Below are 21,610 nucleotides of genomic sequence, written 5' to 3' on the forward strand. Positions count from 1 at the left end.
CCGTCGACCACGAGGTCGACCCGCCCGACCTGGAGCTGCCGTGACCCGTTTGTTCGCCGACCGCCACATCGGACCCGATTCCGACGAACTCGCCCGGATCCTCGCGACCGTCGGTGTCGAGTCCATCGACGCGCTCGCGACCACGGCGTTGCCCGCCACGATCCTCGACGAGTCCGGCCTGGGCGCCTTGCCCGCCCCCGCCTCCGAGCACGAGGTGCTCGCCGAGCTGGCCGCGCTGGCGGGTGCCAATACCGTCGCCACCTCGATGATCGGCCTCGGCTACTACGACACGCTCACCCCGCCGGTGCTCGTGCGCAATCTGCTGGAGAATCCGGCCTGGTACACCGCCTACACCCCGTACCAGCCCGAGATCAGCCAGGGCCGCCTCGAGGCGCTGCTCAACTTCCAGACCATGGTCTCGGACCTGACCGGCATGGACGTCGCCAACGCGTCGATGCTCGACGAGGCCACCGCCGCGGCCGAGGCCATGACGCTGCTGCGCCGCGCGGGCAAGTCGAAGTCGCCGCGGCTGCTCATCGATGCCGATCTGTTCCCGCAGACCAAGACCATCCTCGCCACCAGGGCTGAGCCGCTGGGCATCGAGATCGTCGAAGCCGAGCTGTCGACCGGGGTGCTGCCCGAGGGCGAGTTCTTCGGCGTACTGGTCCAGACGCCCGGCGCGTCAGGGCGCATCGTCGACTGGACCGCGCTGTTCACCGCCGCGCACGAGCGGGGCGCGCTGGTCGCTGCCGGTGCCGATCTGCTGGCGCTGACCCTGATCACCCCGCCCGGCGAGCAGGGCGCCGACGTGTGCTTCGGCACCACCCAGCGGTTCGGTGTGCCGATGGGCTTCGGTGGCCCGCACGCGGGCTACCTGGCCGTGCGCACCGCCTTCGCCCGGCAGTTGCCGGGCCGCTTGGTCGGCGTGTCGGTCGATGCCGACGGCGCCCCCGCCTACCGCCTCGCCCTGCAGACCCGTGAGCAGCACATCCGACGCGAGAAGGCGACGTCCAACATCTGTACCGCGCAGGTGCTGCTGGCCATCGTGGCCGCCATGTACGCGAGTTACCACGGCGCCAACGGGCTGCGCGCGATCGCGCGCCGGGTGCATGGTCAGGCCGCTGCCATCGCTGCCGGTCTCGGTGACGCGGTGGTGCACGGCGCGTTCTTCGACACGGTCCTCGCGCACGTGCCCGGCGGCGCGGAAGCCGTTGTCGCCAAGGCGAAATCGCAGGGCATCAACCTGCGGCTGGTCGACGCCGATCACGTGGCGATCGCCTGTGACGAGGCGACCACCGACACCCACGTGGCCTCGGTCATCGAATCCTTCGGCACCGCTTCGGCTTCCGATATCGGCGCAGGCGCGGAACCCGTCGCGATCGAGACCCGCACCTCGGCGTACCTGACGCACCCGGCGTTCACCCGCCACCACACCGAGACCGCCATGCTGCGTTATCTGCGATCGCTGTCGGACAAGGACATCGCCTTGGACCGCAGCATGATTCCGCTCGGTTCCTGCACCATGAAGCTCAACGCCACCGCCGAGATGGAGGCCATCACCTGGCCCGGTTTCGCCCGGCTGCACCCGTTCGCGCCCACCGAGGACGTGCCCGGCATGCTGAAGCTGATCGGTGACCTCGAGCAGTGGTTGGCCGAGATCACCGGCTATGACGCGGTGAGCCTGCAGCCCAACGCGGGCAGCCAGGGTGAGTACGCGGGCCTGCTCGCGATCCGGCGCTACCATCTCGACCGCGGCGACGACCACCGCGACACCTGCCTGATCCCGTCCAGCGCGCACGGCACCAACGCTGCGTCGGCGGCGATGGTCGGCATGCGGGTGGAGGTGGTGAAGTGCCGGGCCAACGGTGACGTCGACCTCGACGACCTGCGTGCCAAGATCGCCGACCATGCCGAGCGGCTGGCGTGCATCATGATCACCTACCCGTCCACACACGGCGTCTACGAGCACGAAGTCGCCGAGCTGTGCGCGTTGGTGCACGATGCGGGCGGCCAGGTCTACGTCGACGGCGCGAACCTCAATGCCCTTGTCGGCCTTGCCCGTCCGGGCCGCTTCGGCGGCGACGTGAGCCACCTGAACCTGCACAAGACCTTCTGTATCCCGCACGGCGGCGGCGGCCCCGGCGTCGGCCCGGTCGCGGTGCGCTCGCACCTGACGCGGTACCTGCCCGGCGATCCGCTCGCCACCGACTCGCACGCGGTGTCGGCCGCGAAGTACGGTTCGGCCTCGATCCTGCCGATCACCTGGGCCTACATCCGGATGATGGGTGCCGAGGGCCTGCGCGCGGCGACCCTGACCGCGATCGCCTCGGCCAACTACATCGCCCGCCGCCTCGACGCCTACTTCCCGGTCCTCTACACCGGCGAGAACGGCATGGTGGCCCACGAGTGCATCCTGGATCTGCGCGAGATCACCAAGCAGACCGGCGTCACCGTCGACGATGTGGCAAAGCGCCTGGCCGACTACGGTTTCCACGCCCCGACCATGAGTTTCCCGGTCGCGGGCACCCTGATGGTGGAGCCCACCGAGAGCGAGAACCTCGAGGAACTCGACGAGTTCATCGGCGCCATGATCGCCATCCGTGCCGAGATCGACCAGGTCGCGGCGGGGGTCTGGCCGGTCACCGACAACCCGCTGCGCGGCGCCCCACACACCGCGGCCAGTCTGGTCGGCGAATGGGATCACCCCTACAGCCGCGAGATCGCGGTCTACCCACGGGGTGTGGGCCACACCCGGCCGAAGGTGTGGCCGCCGGTGCGTCGCATCGACGGTGCCTTCGGTGATCGCAACCTGGTGTGCTCCTGCCCGCCGCTGGATGCCTACGCCGACTGACGCTCCGCGTTGATGAGCCCGGACCACCCAGGTGGTCCGGGCTTTCGCGGCCACCCGGCAGCCGAGCCACCGCGATCGCGGCGTCGGCGGCGCGCGGGGCGCCCGTTGCGCTGGTGGAGTTTCCTTGCAGCGTCAGGGCGTGGTGAGCGCCTTGACCACCGCGGTGCCGAAGCCCAGATCGTTGCTGGTGGACAGACGGGTGTAGGTGCCACCGGTTTGTTCGGCAACGGTCTGCAGGGTCTGGGAGCCCTCGCCGCCGACCACGATGACGTCGATGCGTACCGGTGTGCCGGGCTTGGTCGCCGCGGCGATCTGGTTGATCAGATCGGTACCGCTCAGCGTCGAGTCGTCGTCGGGGCCGTCGGTGATCAGCAAGATCGAGTTCGTGCGGCCGGGGGAGTAGCCGGTGATCGCGGCGCGGTAGGCGGCGAGCAGGCTCGGATAGGCCTGGTCGGCGCTGAGCTGGCTCGCGCGTGTGGAGGTGACGGCCGAGGCCACCGCGGTGCGCTGGTTGTCGGTGAGCAGCTCGGTCTCGACCTGGACCTGGTAGGGAGTGGTCCCGTCGAGGTTCTTGCCGAAGGTCCACAGACCGAGGCCGAAGTCCGGCGGCATCACCTGCAGGGTCGAGGCGATCGCGGCGCCCGCGTTGGCCAGGCGGGTCATCGAGCCCTCCGCGGTCCCCATCGAGGAGGACACGTCGAGCAGGACCGTGGCGTTCACCCCGAGGACGGGGTTGGCGAGGGTGGCGCGCACCTTCTGCAGGGCCTCCTTCGACGGGTTCGCCGGGGCAGAGCCGATGGCCGGGCCGAACCCGTCGGCGGCCAGGGCACCGGCCGACTCGGGGGCACGCAGGAAGTCGATGAAGCGCGAGGCGATCAGGTTCTGCGTCGTGTCGACCCACGGGCCCGAGATCACGGCGGCCGGATAGTCGGCGATCGGCGCGGTGCCCGCTGGACGGAACGCGGTGAGACCGCCGACGCCGAGTTGCTGCTCGGTGGCGGCCACGGCGTGGATGTCGTCGGCGGTGGGATCGTCGCTGATGGCCGCCGTCGCCGTCATCAGGTCCGCCGGGGTCTGCGCGCCCGCGGCCAGCCCGGAGATCGCGGCGACGACCTGACCCGAGCCCGCGGCTTGTTCGGTGAGCGGCTCGGTGCCCGAGATCTCCGCGCCGATCGCGGCGGCCGCAGCGGTCGTGGCGTCACCGACGGGCAGCGCCATGCGCAGCCCGCCCCAGCCCGACAGCCCGACCTCGTCGAGCGAGCCCTGCTGCAGGCGAGGCAGGTCGGACCAGGTGATCTGGTACTGCTCGAGCGCCTGGCGCAGCGCGTCGGGAACGGCGAGCACGATCGGGCTGGTGGCGATGGAGGCGGGCGCGCCCTCGATGAGCCCGGGTACGCGAACCAGATCGATCGACCGGCTCGAATCGGCGATCCACAGGCCCGGCTTCGGGCCCAGCGCCGGATCCCACTGGTCGACCGCGCCGAGCCCGGCGACCAGGGCCTCCGAGGGGCGGGCCGACACCTTCACCTGGGCGCAGTGGTCGCGCACGCGGGGCTTGCTCGCGTTGTAGCGGTCCGCGGCGGCGAGGACCGGACCCGCGATCGCCGGGTCGACGGTGATGTCGAGGGAGGCGGGCCCCTCCACGCATTCGGCGGCGGCCGCGACATCGGTGCTCGCCGCGCGATCACTGAGCTGGAACCACCCGAACACGCCGACGAGCACCAGGACGAGTACCGATGCCGCGATCACCGGACCTTTGCTGATGCTTCGAGATCTGGTCCCGCTGCGATGTGTACCCACGCGGCAAGTTTAAGGAGTGCCGACGACGGACTGACACAGTGCATGCCCGTGCGCATCGCCCCAGTTCACAGCGATGGGCCGGGCGCATGTCCGGCACCCGGCCCGTGGCCGCTACTCGCGGATCACCCGGCCGCGGTCGTATTCGCGGCCGCCCCAGACCCCCGACTGGCCCGTCCGCGCCGCGTACTCGGTGCACCCCGCGAGCAACGGGCACCCGGCGCAGATCTCGCGGGCGTAGTCGAAGTCCTGCGACGGGTACGGGAACCACGCCTCGTGGTTGGGGTCACCGCGGCAGGCGGCGCGGTGCCACCGGCCCGAATCGGACAGGGTCAGCAGTTCGGTCAGTGCGAGGTCGGTGGTGGTCACGGCGCGTACTCCTTCCAGATCCGGCGCTGCGTACGGGCGAGCGGGGCGGGCGCCTTGGGCTCCCACAGCAGCCGCATCCCCGCCTCTTCCGGGGTGCGGTCGGCTTTGCCCGCGTTGCACGGCGCGCAGCAGGCGATCAGATTGCTCCAGGTGTTGGGTCCGCCCCGGCTGCGCGGGCGGATGTGGTCGACGGTCTGGGCCCAGTCGGCGCAGTATCCGCACCGGTGCTTGTCGCGGCGCAGCACACCGGCCAGCGTGGCGCGGCTGTCGTCGCCGACCGGGGCCACGTGGGCCAGGTAGACGTAGCGCAGCAGCCGGATGGTCTCCGGTAATCCGATCACCAGGTGCTGGGACCGGATCGGGAACCGCGGCGCCCGCTCGATGACGGTCTCCGCGGCGCCGCTGATGAGCAGTGTCACGGCACGGTCGGCGGTGATCTCGTCGAGTGCCTCGTAGCTGGCGTTGAGCACGAGCACCCTGGTGCGTATCCAGGTGTCGGACGTGGGTGCCGTCGGGTCGACGACATGACGGATCGTCATGGGAATCACCATGTTTCGAGAGAATCGAACGTCAGCGGACAGTGCGGGGAGTGGGCGGTCAGGCCGCGATCCGGAGACCGGCCGCGCGATGGTTGCCCGTCGGTGTCGCTTCCTGCGACACGCTGGGGGCCAGGTCCTCGCGACGATAGGTCTTGTCGGACTGTCGCTGTGGCGCAAGGGGTTGCACGGCCGTCTCCTCCTCTCGATGCTGGTCGTCGGTACCGTCGGGTTGAATCACCGGCGTGGAATTCATGGTGGCACACGAGCCGTCGAATGTCGGCTGATTTATTTCCGGTCACGGACAGTTCGGGCCTGCCGGCCGGTCACGGCTTCGGGTCGTCCAGGTGCGTGGCGACGGCGCCGAGGAGCAGGCCTACTCGGTCCGGCGTAGCTGCTCCGCGCGGTGGCCGGATCCCCTCAGCGCGAACAACGAACCGGGCTTGCGGCCTTCACGCCGGATGGTCGCCACGGTGCCGCGGCAGACCATCTCCCTGACGAGCGGCCGCCGTGCCGGTGGACGGGTGGGAGTTCTCCTGGCTCGACGGACGGGCGACCGAGGAACGCCCGTCGTGGGGATATCAGCGGCTGATCGGGGAGCGGCTGGCGGTGGCGTCCGCCGCGCTCGACCTTCAGACCGGTGGCGGTGAAGTGCTGGGCGGTGTCGCGCAGCTACCGCCGGTCACCGTCGCGACGGAGGCGTGGCCGCCGAATGTCGCCAAGGCGACGGCCCTGCTGCGTCCCCGTGGCGTGGTGGTCGTGGCCGACGACGACGAGCCGCCGCTGCCGTTCGCCGACGGGGCCTTCGACCTGGTGATCAGCCGTCATCCGGTCGTCGTGCACTGGGCGCAGATCGCCCGCGTCCTCGAACCCGAAGGTGTCTATCTCGCCCAGCACGTCGGCCCGGCGAGTGTGTTCGAGCTGTGCGAGTTCTTTCTCGGTCCGCAGCCCGAGGAGGTGCGTCGCCGCCGCCATCCCGAGCTCGCGCGCGACGGTGCCGAAGCCGCGGGTCTCGCGGTGACCGACCTGCGATCCGAACGCCTGCGCATGGAGTTCCACGACATCGGCGCGGTGATCTACTTCCTGCGCAAGGTCATCTGGATCGTTCCGGGCTTCCGTGTCGACACCTACCGCGACCGCCTGCGCGAGCTCCATGAGCGGATCGTCACCGACGGCCCGTTCGTCGCCCACTCGGCGCGCTACCTCATCGAGGCCCGCAAACGACCGTGACGCGAATCGGCTGAGGGCCAAGCGATCTCACCCGATCTCGGGAACCTGTTCCGCGGGCAGCGGTGGCGGCGGGGGAGTGCCGTCGCCGAAGGGGCGTCCGCCCAGTTCCTCGCGGTGGTGCGGGGTCAACCAGTTCGACAGCTCCGGGCCCACCGGGACGATGCCGGTGGGGTTGATGTCGCGGTGCACCGCGTAGTAGTGCTCCTTGATCTGTCCGAAGTCGACGGTGTCGCCGAAACCGGGTGTCTGGAACAGGTCCCGGGCGTAGGCCCACAGCACCGGCATCTCACTGAGCTTGCTGCGATTGCACTTGAAGTGGCCGTGGTAGACAGGGTCGAACCGGGCCAGTGTGGTGAACAGGCGCACATCGGCCTCGGTGATCGTGTCGCCGACCAGGTAGCGCTGGGTGCGCAGGCGATCGGTGAGCCGGTCCAGGGCGGCGAAGAGGCGGGTATAGGCGGCGTCGTAGGCGTCCTGCTCGCCGGCGAAACCGCAGCGGTAGACCCCGTTGTTGACGTCGCGGAAGACTTCCCGGTTGATCTCGTCGATCTGCTCGCGCAGCGCCGCCGGATACAGCTGCGGGGCGCCGGGCCGATGGTAGGCGGTCCATTCGGTGGAGAAGTCGAGGGTGATCTGGGCGTAGTCGTTGGTGACGACCTGGCCGGTCGAGACCTCGACGACGGCGGGCACGGTGATGCCGCGCGGATAGTCGGGGAACCGGGCCAGGTAGGCCTCACGCAGGTAGTGGATGCCGAGGACCGGGTCGACCTCGCCGGGGTCCAGATCGAAGGTCCAGCTGAGCTTGTCGTGCGTCGGTCCGCACAGGCCCAACGACAGCACGGGTTCGAGCCCGAGCAGTCTGCGCACGATCAGCGTGCGGTTGGCCCACGGGCAGGCGCGAGCCGCGACCAGCCGGTAGCGGTCGGGTTCGACCCGGTAGCCGTCGCGACCGTCGGCGGTGATCCGCGTGGTGATGTAGTTGGTGTCGCGGCGGAACTCCCCGGCCTCGACGTAGCTGCCCGTACCCGCATCGGTATCGCTCACCTCCCCAGTCTGGCAGATCCCGCTGCTGGTGGGCGCGGACCGGACTCGCGGAAACGAGGTCGCAAATCCCCGGTGTCGCGGGTGTCGTACGGCAGTATGTGTCGTCATGCGGACATTTGCCCGGGTGTTGCACGCTGTTGTCGCTGGGGTCGTCGTCGTCGCGCTCGGTCACGGTGTCGCGGCCGCGGTACCCACCGGAAGCTCCGATGGTCTGCTGCCCTGGGCGGCGCGGGGGCCGGACGGCTTGCAGGCGACGGGCGCGGCACTGGCGGACGGCGTCACCGGAACGGTGCTGTGGTCGCGGGAGGCGAACACTCCGGTCCCGATCGCCAGCATCGCGAAGGTGATGACGGCGGTGGTCGTGATCGTCGACGGTGACCTCGAACGGCCGGTGACCATACCGGGGGAGGCCGTCGGCTACTGCGCGCGACACAACGGCAGCACCGCCGGACTCGCCCCCGGCGAAGTCCTCACCGCCCGGCAGTTGCTGTACGCGCTGCTGCTGCCGTCCGGCTGCGACGCCGCCTACGCCCTCGCCGAGTCCTTCGGACCCGGCCAAGGCGGTTTCCTGGCCAGAATGAACGACACCGCGCGGTTCATGGGCTTGGCGGGAACGCATTTCACCGACCCCAGCGGGCTGCCCAACCCGGGTGACCACACGACGTACTCGACCCCGGCGAATCTGGTCACCCTCGGCGTGCGCGCGATGACCCTGCCGCTGTTCCGCGAGATCGTCGGTGCCAGGGACTTCCACGTCCCCGCGGGCCCGGGTAACCGTGAGCGCCACTGGAAGACGACGAACCGGCTACTGCAGGAATACCCCGGCACCATCGGCATCAAGACCGGCAACACCAATGCCGCGGGACACTGCCTGCTGTTCGAGACGGTCCGGGCGGGCATCCCCCTGATCGGCGTGGTGCTGCACAGCTCCGACCACAGCAGCGCCGCGGCGAAAGACGACGCCGTGCGCATGCTGAACTGGGCCTACGATCCGGTCCTGCGCGTGCTCGAACCCGCCGCGGGCTGACCGACGCGCGGTGCCGGTGAGACTCGGTCAGCACTGGGATGATCTCGCCAGTACCCTGTGCCGGTGAGACCGATGGCCAAAGCCCCGGGTGCGCCGGGACGGCCGGGTATCGCACTGAGCGCAGTCGTGATCGTGGTGTTCGTGACCTTCTTGGACACCACCGTCGTGAGTGTGGCGCTCGGCGACATCCGGAGCGAGTTGAGTACCGATGTCACCTTGCTGCAGTGGGTGGTCAACTCCTACACGGTGGTCTTCGCCGGGTTGATGTTGGCGGGCGGCTCACTCGGTGACCGCTACGGCCGCAAGAAGGTCATGATCATCGGTTTGGTGATCTTCTGCGTCGGCTCGGTCGTGTGCGCGGCCGCGAGCAGTGTCGCGATGCTCATCGCCGGCCGCGCGATCATGGGCCTCGGCGCCGCGGCCTCGGAACCGGGAACCCTGTCGGTGCTGCGCCACGTCTTCCCCGACGGCCGCACGCGCGCCAAGGCGATCGGTGTGTGGGCGGCGGTGTCCGGGCTGGCGCTGGCGGCGGGGCCGGTGCTCGGCGGCGTGCTGGTCCACGCGTACGGGTGGCGGTCGATCTTCTGGTTCAACCTCATCGTCGCCGGGGTGGCGCTGGTCGCCGCGCTGTGGTCGGTGCCGGAGAGTTCCGACCCGAGCGAGGCACCCGTCGACTGGGCCGGAGCCCTGCTGGCCGCAACGGCTTTCGGTACGGTCATCTATGCCGCGACCGTTGGCCCGGACTGGGGCTACACCTCGCCGTCGGTGCTCGCGCTGTTCGCGCTCGGTGGTCTGGCCTTCGCGGGGTTCATCGTCGTCGAGCGGCGAGCGCGCGCACCCATGCTCGACCTGCACTATGTGCGGTTGCCCGCCGTGCGTAGCGCGCTGGTGGTCGCTTTCGCCGTCTACTTCGGCATCTTCTCGATCTTCTTCTTCACCGCGCTGTATCTGCAAGTGATGCAGGGGTATTCGGGAGCGCGCACCGCCACCGTGTTCGCGCCGATGGCCGCCGCGATCGTGGTCGGGTCACTGGCCGCGGGCTACTGGGTGGCGCGGCGTGGCGCGCGTGTACCGATGATCCTCGGCTGTGTCCTCGGCGCGGGCGGAATCCTGCTGACCCGCTACGAGTTGGCCGGCGAACTGCACGACCCCACCCTGTCGGCCGCGATGGCGGTGGCCGGGTTCGGCTTCGGGATCGCGGTGGTGCCGCTGACTTCGGCTGTCATGTCCGGTGTCCCGGCGCAACATTCGGGTATGGCCGCGGCGGTGACCAATACGATGCGTCAGGTCGGTTCGGCCTTCGGTGTGGCGATCCTCGGGGCGCTGGTGAGCGCGTTCCTGTCCGCGGACCTGAAGGCGCGCATGGACGAAGTGGGCCTGCCGACCACCCTGCAGCCCGACGCCATCCAAGCCGTCGAACGCGGCCGCATCCCGGAGGGCACCAACATCACGCCATATCTGCAGTACCTGTCGAAAGTCAACGAGGCGATCGAGGCCGGAAAGGTCGCGTTCCACCACGGCCTGGATGTGGCCCTGCTCGTCTCGGCCTGCCTGATCCTGGCCGCGGCGGCGTACACCGCGCTCGATTCGGCCCGCCACCGCGCCGCAGTCACGTAGCGCTCGACCGGGCTCGGCGGGGCGTCAGGGCATTTCGATGGTTTCGGCCCTGGCGATCTCGGCGACGGCTCGCTCGACGGCGTGGTGGGGCGCCACCCGAGCGCGGGTGGCGAGGTAGTCGATGAGCAGAATCGCCGCGGGCTGGGGGTTGGTGTCGGGGCGATCCTGTTCGTCAGGGTCAGCGATGCCGAGTGCACCGGTGAGGACGCTGATCACTGTTGTGGGGGCGAGAGTCGGCAGCCAGGTGATCGAGCGGCCGAGTACCGCGTTCAGGACGGCGCGAACGTCGTCGCCGGTGAGTCCGTCCGGGTGCGCGACCTCGAGGAGTTCGCGCACCATCGTCGACAGGACCGACCCCACCTGGTCGGCGGGGAGCGCGGCGAGGTCGGTGACGGCGGTGGTGAACGCCGGTTCGTCGGCGGCCTGTGCGGCGGTGACGGCCGATTCGATCGTGATCGCGATGGTGCGGGCTGGTGTCGGCCAGCCGGACGGCCACATGGGCGCGGGTTCTCCTCACTGGTAGGGGCAGCAGCGCACACCGTCGTGCGCTGCTGCCAGACTAGCGAGCTGAGATCCCGGGAGCGGAGCGCCCGGTCATCGACGCCGATCGTCGCGACCGCGATCCGCTACCGCGGGCTGAGGATTGCCTCGTGGGGGTTCGCGGCGTAGAGATCGTCGATCTCGGCGGTGTATTTGGCGGCGATGACTCGGCGCTTGAGTTTCAGCGTGAGGGTGACCTCGTCGCCACCGGCCTCCCAGAAGGTCGGCAGGATGCGGAAGCGCTTGAGCTGTTCCACGCGCGAGAGTGCGTTGTTGCCCTGGGCCACGCCGGCCCGGATGGCCGCGATCACGCCGGGGTCGATGGACAGGGCGGCGGGCGAGGCGTCGGGGAGTCCGTGTGCTCGGGCGTAGGGTTCGACGGATTCGGCGTCGAGCACGATCAGCGCGGTGTTGTAGGGCTTGCCGTCGCCGATCACGGCCATGGCGCCGATCAGGGGTGTGGCGGCTTTGACGGCGTTCTCGATATTGGTCGGGGACATGTTCTTGCCCGCCGCGTTGATGATCATCTCCTTCTTGCGGTCGACGACGGTGAGGTAGCCCTCGGCGTCGAGGCTGATGATGTCGCCGGTGCGCAGCCAGCCCTCGGCATCGACGGCCTCGGCTGTCTGCTCGGGCCGCCCACGGTAACCCTTCATCACCAGCGGTCCTCGCACCTGGAGTTCACCGTCGTCGGCGACCCGGGATTCCATGCCGGGCAACAACTTTCCGACCGAACCCAACTTCGCGTCTCGCGGGTGACTCACGCTGCAGATGCAGGCCAGTTCGGACATGCCCCAGATCTCGGCGATGGGAATGCCGAGCCCGGCGAAGAACGCCAGCGTCTGCGGCGGGATCGGGGCCGCTCCCGACAGCGCCCAGCGCACCCGGTCGAGGCCGAGCGCGCCGCGCAACTTGCTCAGCACCAGCTCGTCGGCGCGCGCCCACTCGGCGGCCAGCTCGTCGGGCACGGGTTCGCCCGCGAGCTGATGGCGGCTGCGGGCCGCGGCCACCGACAGCGCCCACTGCATCCCCTGGCGGCGCGCCTCGTCCGGCTCGGCCGCGACCTTGAATTCGATGGCAGCCTTGAGCTTCTCCCACACCCGCGGCACCGCGCCCCACACGGTGGGCCGCAGCTCGGCCAGCGCGGTGGCGATCTGCTTGGGGTCGCTCACACTGGTCACCTGGGTGCCGAGCACCTCCTGGACGTAGAGCGCGGTGAGACGGTCGGCGATGTGGGCGGTCGGCATGAACGAGGTGATGGTGTCACCGAATTCGATGCCGAGGATGTCGGCGATGCCGTGTACCTGGAACAGCAGCGCGGCGTGGGTGGTCTCCACGCCCTTCGGGGCGCCGGTGGTGCCGGAGGTGTAGATCAGGGTGGCCACGTCGTCGGGGCGGACCGCGCGCCAGGCCGCCTCGAAGTCGAAGCCGTCGGGCGCGGCGGCGAGCAACTCGGCGACCGACAGCGTCCCCTCGGGCGCGTCGTCGACGCACACGATGTGCTCGAGCTGCACGCCCGCGGAAGCGACCAGCTTCGCGTACTGCGGTTCGCAGATCACCACGCGCGTTCCGGCATTGCCGAGGACGTGGGCGAGCTGGTCGGGGGAGAGCGTGTTGTACACCGAGAACGAGGTGGCGCCGACGTGCTGGGCGCCGACCTCGAGCGGATAGAACTCCACGCGGTTGCTCATCATCAACGCGACGGTGTCGCCGCGTCGCACCCCGAGCCCGGACAGGCCGGCGGCGACCGCGCGCACCTGGTCGGCGTACTCGCGCCAGGTGATGGTCTGGGCGTCGCCGGGGGTGCGCAGGGCTGTGGCGTCGGGATCGATCGCGGCGGTGTGCTGGAACGCGGCGGGCAGGGTGTCGAAACGAGAAGTGCTCACGAGGCAGTGACTTTCTGGGTGATGACCGCCGAGGCGGTAGGCAGGTGCGCGGCGACGAAGCGGGCCGCCGCGCGATAAGCCGTCCTGGATTCGGGAACCACGACGGGCAGGGTCTGGAAGGCGTGCATCTGATCCGGCCAGACCCGCAGCTCGCACGGCGCACCGGTGGTTCGCCACCGTCGCGCGAGTTCCGCGGCATCGGCGCCGAAGTACTCGGTGTCGCTGGCGTGGATGAGCGCGGGCGGCAACGGCATCCCGGGTGTGGGACGGAGATCGAACGGCTCGTCGGTGAAGTGAGCGATCGCCTGCCGGGCCATCTCGGTGGACAGCAGCCCGTCGCGGTCGACATTGTCGTGTCCGAGGGCCAGCGCCAGACTCAGATCGGCCATGGGGGAGAACAGGACCAGCGCGCCCGGTGGTGGCAGCCCGGCGCGCGCGTTCTCGACTGCCAGATGGGCCGCGAGGAACCCGCCGGCCGAATCCCCGGCGACGACGACATTGCCCGGACCGTGCCGGTCGGCCAGCCACCGGAAGGCCGCGGCGACATCACCGGGCGCGGCCGGAAACGGATGTTCGGGCGCGCGGCGGTAGTCCAAGGTGAACACCGGAAGCCGTGTCGCGGTGGACAATCGGGACGCAACCCCGCGATATCCGAAGGCCGACCCCGCGATGAACCCGCCGCCGTGGACATACAGCACGACGGCGTCGGTGCGTTCGGCGCGCGGCCCACGCACCCTTTCCCCGCGAAAACCGTTCTCCACCAACGCTTCGGTGGAGGTCCCGCGCAACGGTGGCGCCCCGGCCCGCAACGCCTGGTCGACGATCAGCCGCGCGGCCGGGATCGTGTAGGCGTTCACCGGGGCAAGCGCGGCGAGCCTCCCGGCCGTGAGCGCCGACACCTGACGGATCGTGCGGGCCCGCAACGATCCCCGCTCGGCGGTCATCGTCGTTGCTCGATCGCGTGCACGAGACGGTGCACGGTCTCGTCGGCGGCGAGCCGGCGGTCGAGCACGACATTGATCGCCCCGCGCAGCAGCGCGTAGGGCTGCCAGCCGCTGGGCGCGATGGTGCGCGGGGCCCGGCGGGCGATGCCGTCGGCGATGGTGCGCGCCGCCTGTTCGGCAGTGATGCGCACGCTGAGCGGCCAGGGCAGCAGCCCGTCGAGTTCTCGGCCGAGGTCGTCGGCGTCGAGCATGTCGTGGGTCATGGCCGTCTCGACGATGCCGAAGTAGGCCACCCCGGCACTGGCGCCGACAGCGGCGAGTTCGACGCGCAGGGCGCGGCCGAACTGTTCGACCGCGGCCTTGCTCACCATGTAGGGCGAACCGCCCATGCCGGGCGCGAACGCCGCACACGAGGACACCACGACCACGTGCCCGCGTGCGGCCACGACGTGATCCAAGGCCGGACGCACGGTGTTGAACACCCCGGTCAGATTGATACTCAGCACCCGGTCGAAATCCGCCGGGTCCATGGTGCGGACGGTCGAGGGCACCGGCGTCACACCCGCATTGGCCACGACCACGTCGAGACGACCGAACCGTCGCACCACCTCGTCGACCACCTCGGCCATCCGGGCCCGGTCGGCGACATCGGCGCCGAAGGCGTGTGCGCGCGTCCACAGGTCGGCGGCGGTGCGGCGGGCCGACTCGGCGTCGACATCGACCACGATGACGATCGCGCCGCGGCGGTGCAGGAGGGCGACGAGTTCCCGGCCGATCCCCTGACCCGCGCCGGTGACCAGGACGACCTTGTCGTTCACGTCGTAGGTGGGTGCGAACCAGGACGCCGGATCGAGAACGGGCAGACCGATCATGCCGACACCTCGTAGGACTCGATGTCGAACCGCTTCGTGCGACGGCGATATTCGAAGCTCCAGTTCGGATACAGCCCGGCATTGCCGCCGTCGGGGGTGGTGTAGTAGCTCTCGCAGCCGCCGGTCAACCAGACCGTGTCGGCGCTGCGCCGCCGCATCTCCTCGACGAAATCGTCCTGCACCTGTGCGCGGACCTCGACCCGGTGCTCGCCGCGGGCGCGCAGGGTCGTGAGCGCGTCGACGATGTAGGCGATCTGCGATTCGAGCATGAAGATCGCCGACTGGTTCCCGGCCGCGCCGAACGGGCCGAGCGTGCAGAAGAAGTTGGGGAACCCGGCCACCGCCGCACCGAGGTAGGTCTGTGGGCGCTGATGGTAGAGCTGGGCGATCGAGACCCCGTCGCGGCCGACGATGCGATCGAAGGCGGTGGGGATCGAGGTGAACCCGGTGCCGAAGATCATGGTGTCGACCGGGATCTCGGCACCCGCGCGGGTGATGATCGAGTGCGGGCGCACCTCGGCGATGCCGTCGGTCACCACGTCGACATTGTCCTGGTCGAGAGCGGGGAGATAGGCGTCGGAGAAGATCGCGCGCTTGCAGCCGATCATGTAGTCCGGGGTCACCTTGGCGCGCAATCGCGGATCGCGGATCTGGCGGCGCAACTGGATCCGGCCGAGCAGTTCGTAGGGGTGGCGGAAGCGGTTGTCGACGAAGCCGACCAGGCCGAAGCCTTCGATCAGGGTGTACCAGGTGCCCCGGACGGCCTTCTGCGCCAAAGGGATCTGCCGCAGCAGCAGACGTTCCACGCCGAGCGTCGGCCGGTCCAGGCGGGGCACGATCCACGGCGCCGATCGCTGGAACACCGTCAGTGCCTCGACCTTCGGCTGGATCTCCGGCACGAACTGCACCGCGGAGGCGCCGGTGCCGATCACCGCGACCCGTTCCCCGGTCAGATCGTGATCATGATCCCAGTGCAGGGAGTGGAACGCGCGGCCCGCGAAGGTGTCGAGGCCGGGCAGCGACGGAAACTTCGCTTCGGCGAAAACGCCCGCGGCGGAAATGAAGTAGTCCGCGGTGAGCTCGCCGCGGGAGGTCTCGATCCGCCACAGCGAGTTTTCGTCGTCCCAGCGGGCATCGAGCAGTTCGGAACCGAGGCGCAGGTGCCGGAGCACATCGTGGCGCTCGGCGACGGTGCGCAGGTAGTCGAGGATCTCCGGCTGCTTACCGTAGGTGCGCGACCACTCCGGGTTCGGGGCGAAGGAGAAACTGTAGAGCTGTGAGGGCACGTCGCAGGCACAGCCGGGATAGGTGTTGGCCTGCCAGGTGCCGCCGAGGTCGTCGGCGCGTTCGAGCACCACGATGTCGTCGAAACCGGCCTCGCGTAATTTGATCGTCAGTCCGATGCCACCGAAACCGGCGCCGAGCACGGCGATGCGCGTGTGTTCTGTGGGCATGGTCAGCCGATCCTTGCGGGCAGCGCCGAAACCCCACGGTCGACGACGGTGTCGATCCGGGCACTGCGGGTGATTGTCGTGAGGGCCAGTGGCGAGGGGGCGACCGCGGCGGCGACGGCGGTCTCGTCGTGGTTCGGATAGGTGCCGACGACGGCTCCCGTCGCGGGGTCGTGGACGTCGAAGGTGGATCGGTCGAGAGTGAGGGAGGTCATGAGACCGTGCCTTTCGCGGTCAGAGGTCCAGCGTGAGCGCGCCACCGGTGGACCGGGAGACACAGGTGAGCAGGTGATCGGGTCGCTCGCCGGGGGTGAGCAGCCGATCACGGTGATCGATCTCGCCGGCCAGTACCCGGGTCTTGCAGGTGCCGCAGAAGCCCTGCCTGCAGGAATAGACGGCATCGGGGCGTATCCGGCGCAGTGCCGCGAGAGCGGTCTCGGTGGCGCCGACGCGCACGGTCTCGCCACTGCGGGCCAGGACCAGCTCGAACTCCTGGCCGTCGGTCACCGGACGGGCCGAGAACAGCTCGGTGTGCAGCGAGGCGGTGGGATTGAGGGCGAACAGGGTGCGCTGTGTGAGGTCGAGGACCGGGGGAGGCCCGCACACATAGACCGCCGCCCCCGGCGCCGCCGTGGCGAGCAGGGCGGCGATGTCGGAGGTGCCGACCTCGTCGTCGGGCCGGATCTCGGTGTGGTCGGGCACCTCGTCGAGGAACGGCATGGTGTCGCGGGATCGGCCCAGATACACCAGGCGCCCCCGCGCGCCCGCCGCACAGGCCATCGGCAGGATCGGGGTGATCCCGATGCCCGCGGCGACGAACAGATACGACGGAGCGGTCTCGACGAAGGTGAACGCGTTGCGCGGGCCGCGGATGCGCAGCCGGTCACCGGCGCACAGGGTGTGCATCTCGCGGGATCCACCGTCACCGTCGGCGATCCGGCGCACCGCGATGCGGTAGCGATGCCGGTCGCGCGGGTCACCGCACAGCGAATACTGGCGCTGCTTGCCCGAATCCAGGAACACATCGATGTGCGAGCCGGGACGCCAGCTCGGCAGTGCCTCGCCGCCAGGGTGGGTCAGTGCCAAGCTCACGACGTCGGTGGCCTCGGTGCGCACCGATTCGACCGTCAGGTCGAGATCGAAACCGATGTGCCGCACCGGATGCGAGATGGTGGGTCGGGTGAAGACCTTCTTGTAGACATCCACGGCGGCACCGATCACCCGCAGGCTCGGCGTCGCGACCTCGCCCGCGCTGCTCACCCGCGCGCCGCCGGGGAATGGGCCAGATACCGCAGGGCGTTGTCCATCGAGCCCAGGTGGGACGGATGGAAACGCGGATTCAGATAGCGTGGCATCTCGGTGACGAACGTGGTGAAGCTCGGGATGACGCCGCGCACCGTCGCACTGACGAACTGCCGAGCCCACGAGCTGCCCTTGTCGGTGCTCGGGTCCTTGCGATACAGGTACGCCGTGGAGATCACGAACAGCGGCAGCAGCGTTGCGCCGGCCAGCAGCCCGGTGCGCGCCCGGCGGGCATAACCGCCGTCGACGTGCATGTAGGCGTCGAACACGACGCTGCGGTGCTCGACCTCTTCGGCGCCGTGCCAGCGCACCAGGTCGAGCATGGTCGGGTCCATCCCGATCTCGGCCAACACCTCGGACTCGAGTAGCCATTCGCCGATGACCGCGGTGAAGTGCTCCATCCCGGCGAACAGGCCGAGCCGTTCCTTGAGCCACTCTTGCCTGGCCCGGCCGGTGAGACCCTGATCGCCGAGGGCCCGGTCGACCAGCCAGGCGATCTTGGCGACATAGGACTCGACATCGAGTCCGATCGACTGCAGATGCCGCCGCGCGCCTTCGTGGCTGCTGGCATGCATCGACTCCTGGCCGATGAACCCGGTGACCTCCTCCCGCAGCCGCTCGTCGTCGATGTGCGGGAGCGCTTCGGCCAGGCAGTTGGCCATCGCCCGTTCGCCCTCGGGCAGCACCAGGTGCATGACGTTGGTGACGTGGGTGGCCAGCACCTCCCCGGGGATGTAGTGCATGGGTACCGAGGAGAAGTCGAAATGCACATCTCGTGCCTGGATCGCGTGCGCTTCTTCCTGATAGGAGCGCGTCGTTGCACTGTTATCAGCCATGCACCGACCGTACAGTGCAACAAATATCATCGCAATGTTGCAGCGAAGATTGATTGGCGATGTCGGGTGTCCGGCAGCGCGCCTGCTACCGTCGAAGCGTGCTCTCCACCGCTGCGACCTCGGGAAACCCGCCCGCCGCCGACTCCGTCGAAGAACGGATCATCGACGCGGCCCTCGTGCAGTTCGAGCGGGTGGGCGTGCGCAAGACGACGATCGAGGACATCGCCAGGGCGGCCGAGGTCGACCGGGCGACGGTCTACCGCCGGATCGGCTCGCGCGACGATGTCGTGAACGCGGCGTTCGAACGCGAGGTGCGCAGACTGCTGGCGGACCTGGGCGAGATACCCGCCCGCCACGACACGTTCGAGGCGATCGTCGTCGACGTCTTCACCACGGTGATCGTGCGGTGGCGGACCCATCCGCTGGTCGAACGGCTGCTGACGCTGGAAGCCGACCGGATTCTGCCGCAGCTCACCGTCGACGGGGCGTCGTTCTTCCTGCTCTCGGTCGCCGCGTCGACCGAGATCCTGCGAAAGGTACTCGAGGACAGTCGGTTTCCCGAAGTTGCCGACCTCGCCAACCGGGTGGAGGTGGCCTGTCGCCTCGTCCACTCGCTGGTCCTGCAGCCGGTCGGCACCATTGACACGTCTTCCGAGGAGGCGCTGGAGGCCTTCGCCCGCGCCTATGTGGTTCCGATTCTCACTCGGTGATCCACGGTCGACGCGGGCGCCTCGATGTCAGAGAAAGCGGGCGATGAGGTCCTTCATGACCTCGTTGGCCCCGGCGTAGATGCGGGCGATGCGGCCATCGGCCCACATGCGCGCGATCGGGTACTCCTCCATGTAGCCGTAGCCGCCGTGTAGCTGGACGCACCGGTCGATCACCTGGGACTGCTGATCGGTGGTCCAGTACTTGACCATCGCGGCGGTCTTCACATCCAGCGCGCCGCGCAGATGCTTCTCCACGGCGGAGTCGACGAAGGTGCGCACCACCTCGGCGATCGTCGCGCACTCGGCCATCTCGAACCGGGTGTTCTGCATGGCGAACAGCGGTTTGCCGAAAGCGTTGCGCTGCTTGACATATGCCAGGGTCTCGTCGACGGCGGCCTCGATCGCGGCCGCGGCGGCGACACCGCAGATCAGCCGCTCCTGCGGCAACTGCTGCATGAGCTGGACGAAACCCTGGCCCTCGGCGGTGCCGAGCAGATTGGCCTGCGGCACGCGAAGTTCGTCGAAGAACAGCTCGGTGGTGTCCTGGCCCTTCTGGCCGATCTTCTTCAAGAGCCTGCCGCGTTCGAAGCCGGGGGTGTCGTCGCCGACCTCGGCGACCACCAGCGACACGCCCTTGGCACCCTGATTCGGGTCGGTCTTCACCGCGATGATCAACAGGTCGCAGTTGCGCCCGTTGGAGATGAAGGTCTTGGCGCCGGTGATCAGGTAGTCGTCGCCGTCCTTGACCGCCTTGGTGGCGATGTTCTGCAGGTCGGAGCCGGTGCCGGGCTCGGTCATGGCGATCGCGCCGATCCATTCGCCGGAGGCGAGCTCGGGCAGCCAGCGCTTCTTGTTCTCTTCCGAGGCATACGCCAGCAGGTAGTGCGGAACGATGCCGGTGTGCACGCCGAGCTGCATCGAGGAGTCCCCACCTTTGACCTGCTCGGTGAACAGCACGGCCTCGTGGGCGAAGGTGCCGCCACCACCGCCGTATTCCTCGGGCACGGACATGCACAGCAGACCCAGTTCACCGGCCTGCCGGTAGACCTCACGGCTGGGGAATCCCTGCTCGGCGAACTCCTCGCGCCGCGGCGCGACCGTGTTCGCGAAGAAGTTGCGGGCCAGCTCGGCCAGGCCGTGCAGCTCCGACTCGGCGTCGATGTCGGCTGTGCTCATCGAGTTGCTCTCCTCGTTGTCGATGGACTGCGCTCAGGGTGACCACTCTGTTGGCGAAATGTCAATAGGACGGAGATTCTGTTGACAGGTCGCCAATAGGGGTGTCATTGTGCATCTGATCGGACATCCGACTATTGGACCACCACCGGACCGGCGCGCCACCCACTTCGCTCACCCTGACCGTCGAACAATCGAGGAAACATGACCGAGGCATTCATCTACGAAGCGATCCGCACGCCACGGGGGCGCGGGAAGAAGACCGGCGCGCTGCACGGTGTGAAGCCGCTGGACCTGGTGGTCGGGCTCATCGATGAACTGAAGGCCCGCCATCCCGGCCTGGATCCGCGGCTGATCGATGACATCGTGCTCGGCGTCGTCTCACCGGTGGGCGATCAGGGCGCCGACATCGCCAAGACCGCCGCGCTCGCGGCCGGGCTGCCCGACACTGTCGCCGGGGTGCAGCTCAACCGGTTCTGCGGTTCGGGTCTGGAAGCGGTGAACACCGCGGCACAGAAGGTGCGCTCGGGCTGGGAGCAGTTGGTGATCGCCGGTGGTGTGGAGTCGATGTCGCGGGTTCCGCTCGGGTCCGACGGTGGTGCGTGGGCGATGGACCCGATCACCAACTACGAGTCGTACTTCGTTCCGCAGGGCATCGGCGCCGACTTGATCGCCACCATCGAGGGCTTCTCCCGCGCGGACGTCGACGCGTTCGCGGTGCGCTCCCAGCAGCGGGCGGCCGCGGCCTGGGCCGGCGGCTACTTCGCCAAGTCGGTGGTCCCGGTGACCGACATCAACGGTGCCGTCGTGCTCGATCACGACGAGTTCATGCGGCCCGACACGACCGTGGAAAGCCTTGCCGGACTGACCCCCTCGTTCGCGGCGATGGGGGAGATGGGCGGTTTCGACGCCGTGGCGCTGCAGCGCTATCACCACGTGGAGAAGATCGACCACGTCCACCACGCGGGCAACTCCTCGGGCATCGTCGACGGTGCGGCCTTGGTGCTGGTCGGCAGCGCGGCGGCCGGACGCGCCGCTGGACTGACGCCGCGTGCGCGGGTCGTGGCCTCGGCGGTCAGCGGCAGCGATGCCACGATCATGCTCACCGGTCCGATCCCGGCGACCGAGAAGGTGCTGGCGCTGGCCGGGCTCACCGTCGACGACATCGACTTGTTCGAGCTCAACGAGGCGTTCGCGTCGGTGGTACTCAACTACCAGAAGAAGCTGGCCATCCCGGACGAGAAGCTCAACGTCAACGGTGGCGCCATCGCGATGGGCCATCCGCTGGGCGCCACCGGCGCGATGATCACCGGCACCATGATCGACGAACTGGAACGCCGGGGTGCGCGCCGCGCGCTGATCACGCTGTGCATCGGCGGCGGCATGGGCATCGCCACCATCATCGAGCGCGTCTGAGCGCCGGAC

At 69.2% G+C, this 21,610-nt stretch carries 20 protein-coding genes; 6 read left to right on the forward strand and 14 right to left on the reverse strand.

Annotation, left to right across the window (positions count from 1 at the left end; all coding sequences use genetic code 11):
* Positions 1-40: 40 nt before the first annotated feature.
* Complete coding sequence (gene gcvP / locus BOX37_RS15610) at positions 41-2,851, forward strand: aminomethyl-transferring glycine dehydrogenase (protein WP_071928286.1); 2,811 nt, start codon at positions 41-43, stop codon at positions 2,849-2,851.
* 132 nt (positions 2,852-2,983) lie between these two features.
* Here the strand turns inward: gcvP and BOX37_RS15615 are convergent, their stop codons facing one another.
* The 4 genes from BOX37_RS15615 to BOX37_RS35820 all read right to left on the reverse strand — a co-directional run bounded on the left by BOX37_RS15615 (position 2,984) and on the right by BOX37_RS35820 (position 5,743).
* Positions 2,984-4,651 carry a substrate-binding domain-containing protein gene (locus BOX37_RS15615; protein WP_071928287.1) on the reverse strand — a complete coding sequence of 556 codons (1,668 nt, stop codon included), beginning with the start codon at positions 4,649-4,651 and terminating at the stop codon, positions 2,984-2,986.
* Between the two features lie 111 nt (positions 4,652-4,762).
* A complete protein-coding gene (locus BOX37_RS15620) occupies positions 4,763-5,017 on the reverse strand; it encodes a WhiB family transcriptional regulator (protein ID WP_071928288.1) in 255 nt (84 codons plus the stop codon).
* A complete protein-coding gene (locus BOX37_RS15625; protein ID WP_167659950.1) occupies positions 5,014-5,556 on the reverse strand; it encodes an HNH endonuclease in 543 nt (180 codons plus the stop codon). Before BOX37_RS15625 ends, BOX37_RS15620 begins: the two co-directional genes overlap by 4 nt.
* Positions 5,557-5,614: 58 nt before the next feature.
* Complete coding sequence (locus BOX37_RS35820) at positions 5,615-5,743, reverse strand: hypothetical protein (protein ID WP_276207256.1); 129 nt, start codon at positions 5,741-5,743, stop codon at positions 5,615-5,617.
* 320 nt (positions 5,744-6,063) lie between these two features.
* On the opposite strand from BOX37_RS35820, the gene BOX37_RS15635 reads away from it, so the two are divergent.
* Positions 6,064-6,783 (forward strand): class I SAM-dependent methyltransferase, encoded by a 720-nt coding sequence (locus BOX37_RS15635; protein ID WP_071928290.1) that lies wholly within the window; start codon positions 6,064-6,066, stop codon positions 6,781-6,783.
* Positions 6,784-6,810: 27 nt separating this feature from the next.
* Here BOX37_RS15635 and BOX37_RS15640 read toward each other — a convergent pair whose 3' ends face one another.
* Positions 6,811-7,827 carry a glutathione S-transferase family protein gene (locus BOX37_RS15640; RefSeq protein ID WP_071928291.1) on the reverse strand — a complete coding sequence of 339 codons (1,017 nt, stop codon included), beginning with the start codon at positions 7,825-7,827 and terminating at the stop codon, positions 6,811-6,813.
* 106 nt (positions 7,828-7,933) lie between these two features.
* Between BOX37_RS15640 and BOX37_RS15645 the strand changes: the two genes are divergently transcribed.
* Both BOX37_RS15645 and BOX37_RS15650 read left to right on the forward strand, forming a co-directional pair.
* Positions 7,934-8,854 carry a D-alanyl-D-alanine carboxypeptidase family protein gene (locus tag BOX37_RS15645; protein WP_071928292.1) on the forward strand — a complete coding sequence of 307 codons (921 nt, stop codon included), beginning with the start codon at positions 7,934-7,936 and terminating at the stop codon, positions 8,852-8,854.
* A gap of 72 nt (positions 8,855-8,926) precedes the next feature.
* Complete coding sequence (locus BOX37_RS15650; protein ID WP_071928293.1) at positions 8,927-10,471, forward strand: MFS transporter; 1,545 nt, start codon at positions 8,927-8,929, stop codon at positions 10,469-10,471.
* A gap of 24 nt (positions 10,472-10,495) precedes the next feature.
* Here BOX37_RS15650 and BOX37_RS15655 read toward each other — a convergent pair whose 3' ends face one another.
* The 8 genes from BOX37_RS15655 to BOX37_RS15690 all read right to left on the reverse strand — a co-directional run bounded on the left by BOX37_RS15655 (position 10,496) and on the right by BOX37_RS15690 (position 18,302).
* The gene (locus BOX37_RS15655; RefSeq protein WP_071928294.1) at positions 10,496-10,969 is read right to left on the reverse strand and encodes a hypothetical protein; all 474 of its coding nucleotides are present in this window, start codon (positions 10,967-10,969) and stop codon (positions 10,496-10,498) included.
* A gap of 128 nt (positions 10,970-11,097) precedes the next feature.
* A complete protein-coding gene (fadD11, locus tag BOX37_RS15660) occupies positions 11,098-12,897 on the reverse strand; it encodes a fatty acid--CoA ligase FadD11 (protein ID WP_071928295.1) in 1,800 nt (599 codons plus the stop codon).
* Positions 12,894-13,841: an alpha/beta hydrolase gene (locus BOX37_RS15665; RefSeq protein WP_084759716.1), complete on the reverse strand. Its 948-nt coding sequence runs from the start codon at positions 13,839-13,841 to the stop codon at positions 12,894-12,896. The genes fadD11 and BOX37_RS15665 overlap by 4 nt, the downstream gene beginning before the upstream one ends.
* Positions 13,838-14,713, reverse strand: coding sequence for a short-chain dehydrogenase/reductase (locus BOX37_RS15670; RefSeq protein ID WP_084759718.1), 876 nt, complete (start codon positions 14,711-14,713; stop codon positions 13,838-13,840). The genes BOX37_RS15665 and BOX37_RS15670 overlap by 4 nt, the downstream gene beginning before the upstream one ends.
* Positions 14,710-16,167: a flavin-containing monooxygenase gene (locus tag BOX37_RS15675; protein WP_071928296.1), complete on the reverse strand. Its 1,458-nt coding sequence runs from the start codon at positions 16,165-16,167 to the stop codon at positions 14,710-14,712. Before BOX37_RS15675 ends, BOX37_RS15670 begins: the two co-directional genes overlap by 4 nt.
* Positions 16,168-16,169: 2 nt before the next feature.
* Positions 16,170-16,379, reverse strand: a complete 210-nt coding sequence (locus tag BOX37_RS15680) for a hypothetical protein (RefSeq protein ID WP_071928297.1) — start codon at positions 16,377-16,379, stop codon at positions 16,170-16,172.
* 19 nt (positions 16,380-16,398) lie between these two features.
* Positions 16,399-17,424, reverse strand: coding sequence for a PDR/VanB family oxidoreductase (locus BOX37_RS15685; RefSeq protein ID WP_071928298.1), 1,026 nt, complete (start codon positions 17,422-17,424; stop codon positions 16,399-16,401).
* On the reverse strand, positions 17,421-18,302 hold the full coding sequence (locus BOX37_RS15690) for a metal-dependent hydrolase (protein ID WP_071928299.1): 882 nt from the start codon (positions 18,300-18,302) through the stop codon (positions 17,421-17,423). The genes BOX37_RS15685 and BOX37_RS15690 overlap by 4 nt, the downstream gene beginning before the upstream one ends.
* Positions 18,303-18,400: 98 nt before the next feature.
* On the opposite strand from BOX37_RS15690, the gene BOX37_RS15695 reads away from it, so the two are divergent.
* Positions 18,401-19,012 carry a TetR/AcrR family transcriptional regulator gene (locus tag BOX37_RS15695; RefSeq protein ID WP_240505361.1) on the forward strand — a complete coding sequence of 204 codons (612 nt, stop codon included), beginning with the start codon at positions 18,401-18,403 and terminating at the stop codon, positions 19,010-19,012.
* Positions 19,013-19,039: 27 nt separating this feature from the next.
* Here BOX37_RS15695 and BOX37_RS15700 read toward each other — a convergent pair whose 3' ends face one another.
* Complete coding sequence (locus BOX37_RS15700; RefSeq protein WP_071928301.1) at positions 19,040-20,188, reverse strand: acyl-CoA dehydrogenase family protein; 1,149 nt, start codon at positions 20,186-20,188, stop codon at positions 19,040-19,042.
* 201 nt (positions 20,189-20,389) lie between these two features.
* Here BOX37_RS15700 and BOX37_RS15705 point away from each other — a divergent pair, with 201 nt between their 5' ends.
* Positions 20,390-21,601 (forward strand): acetyl-CoA C-acetyltransferase, encoded by a 1,212-nt coding sequence (locus BOX37_RS15705; RefSeq protein WP_071928302.1) that lies wholly within the window; start codon positions 20,390-20,392, stop codon positions 21,599-21,601.
* The last annotated feature ends 9 nt before the right edge of the window (positions 21,602-21,610 follow it).

The sequence above is a fragment of the Nocardia mangyaensis genome (genome assembly GCF_001886715.1).
GTDB lineage: Bacteria > Actinomycetota > Actinomycetes > Mycobacteriales > Mycobacteriaceae > Nocardia > Nocardia mangyaensis.

Excerpts from the sequence above, each read along its gene's own strand:
- BOX37_RS15625 (WP_167659950.1), bottom strand. The coding sequence starts at position 5,556 with ATGACGATCCGTCATGTCGTCGACCCGACGGCACCCACGTCCGACACC.
- BOX37_RS15645 (WP_071928292.1), top strand. The coding sequence starts at position 7,934 with ATGCGGACATTTGCCCGGGTGTTGCACGCTGTTGTCGCTGGGGTCGTC.
- BOX37_RS15650 (WP_071928293.1), top strand. The coding sequence starts at position 8,927 with ATGGCCAAAGCCCCGGGTGCGCCGGGACGGCCGGGTATCGCACTGAGC.
- BOX37_RS15655 (WP_071928294.1), bottom strand. The coding sequence starts at position 10,969 with ATGTGGCCGTCCGGCTGGCCGACACCAGCCCGCACCATCGCGATCACG.
- BOX37_RS15665 (WP_084759716.1), bottom strand. The coding sequence starts at position 13,841 with ATGACCGCCGAGCGGGGATCGTTGCGGGCCCGCACGATCCGTCAGGTG.
- BOX37_RS15670 (WP_084759718.1), bottom strand. The coding sequence starts at position 14,713 with ATGATCGGTCTGCCCGTTCTCGATCCGGCGTCCTGGTTCGCACCCACC.
- BOX37_RS15675 (WP_071928296.1), bottom strand. The coding sequence starts at position 16,167 with ATGCCCACAGAACACACGCGCATCGCCGTGCTCGGCGCCGGTTTCGGT.
- BOX37_RS15680 (WP_071928297.1), bottom strand. The coding sequence starts at position 16,379 with ATGACCTCCCTCACTCTCGACCGATCCACCTTCGACGTCCACGACCCC.
- BOX37_RS15690 (WP_071928299.1), bottom strand. The coding sequence starts at position 18,302 with ATGGCTGATAACAGTGCAACGACGCGCTCCTATCAGGAAGAAGCGCAC.
- BOX37_RS15700 (WP_071928301.1), bottom strand. The coding sequence starts at position 20,188 with ATGAGCACAGCCGACATCGACGCCGAGTCGGAGCTGCACGGCCTGGCC.
- BOX37_RS15705 (WP_071928302.1), top strand. The coding sequence starts at position 20,390 with ATGACCGAGGCATTCATCTACGAAGCGATCCGCACGCCACGGGGGCGC.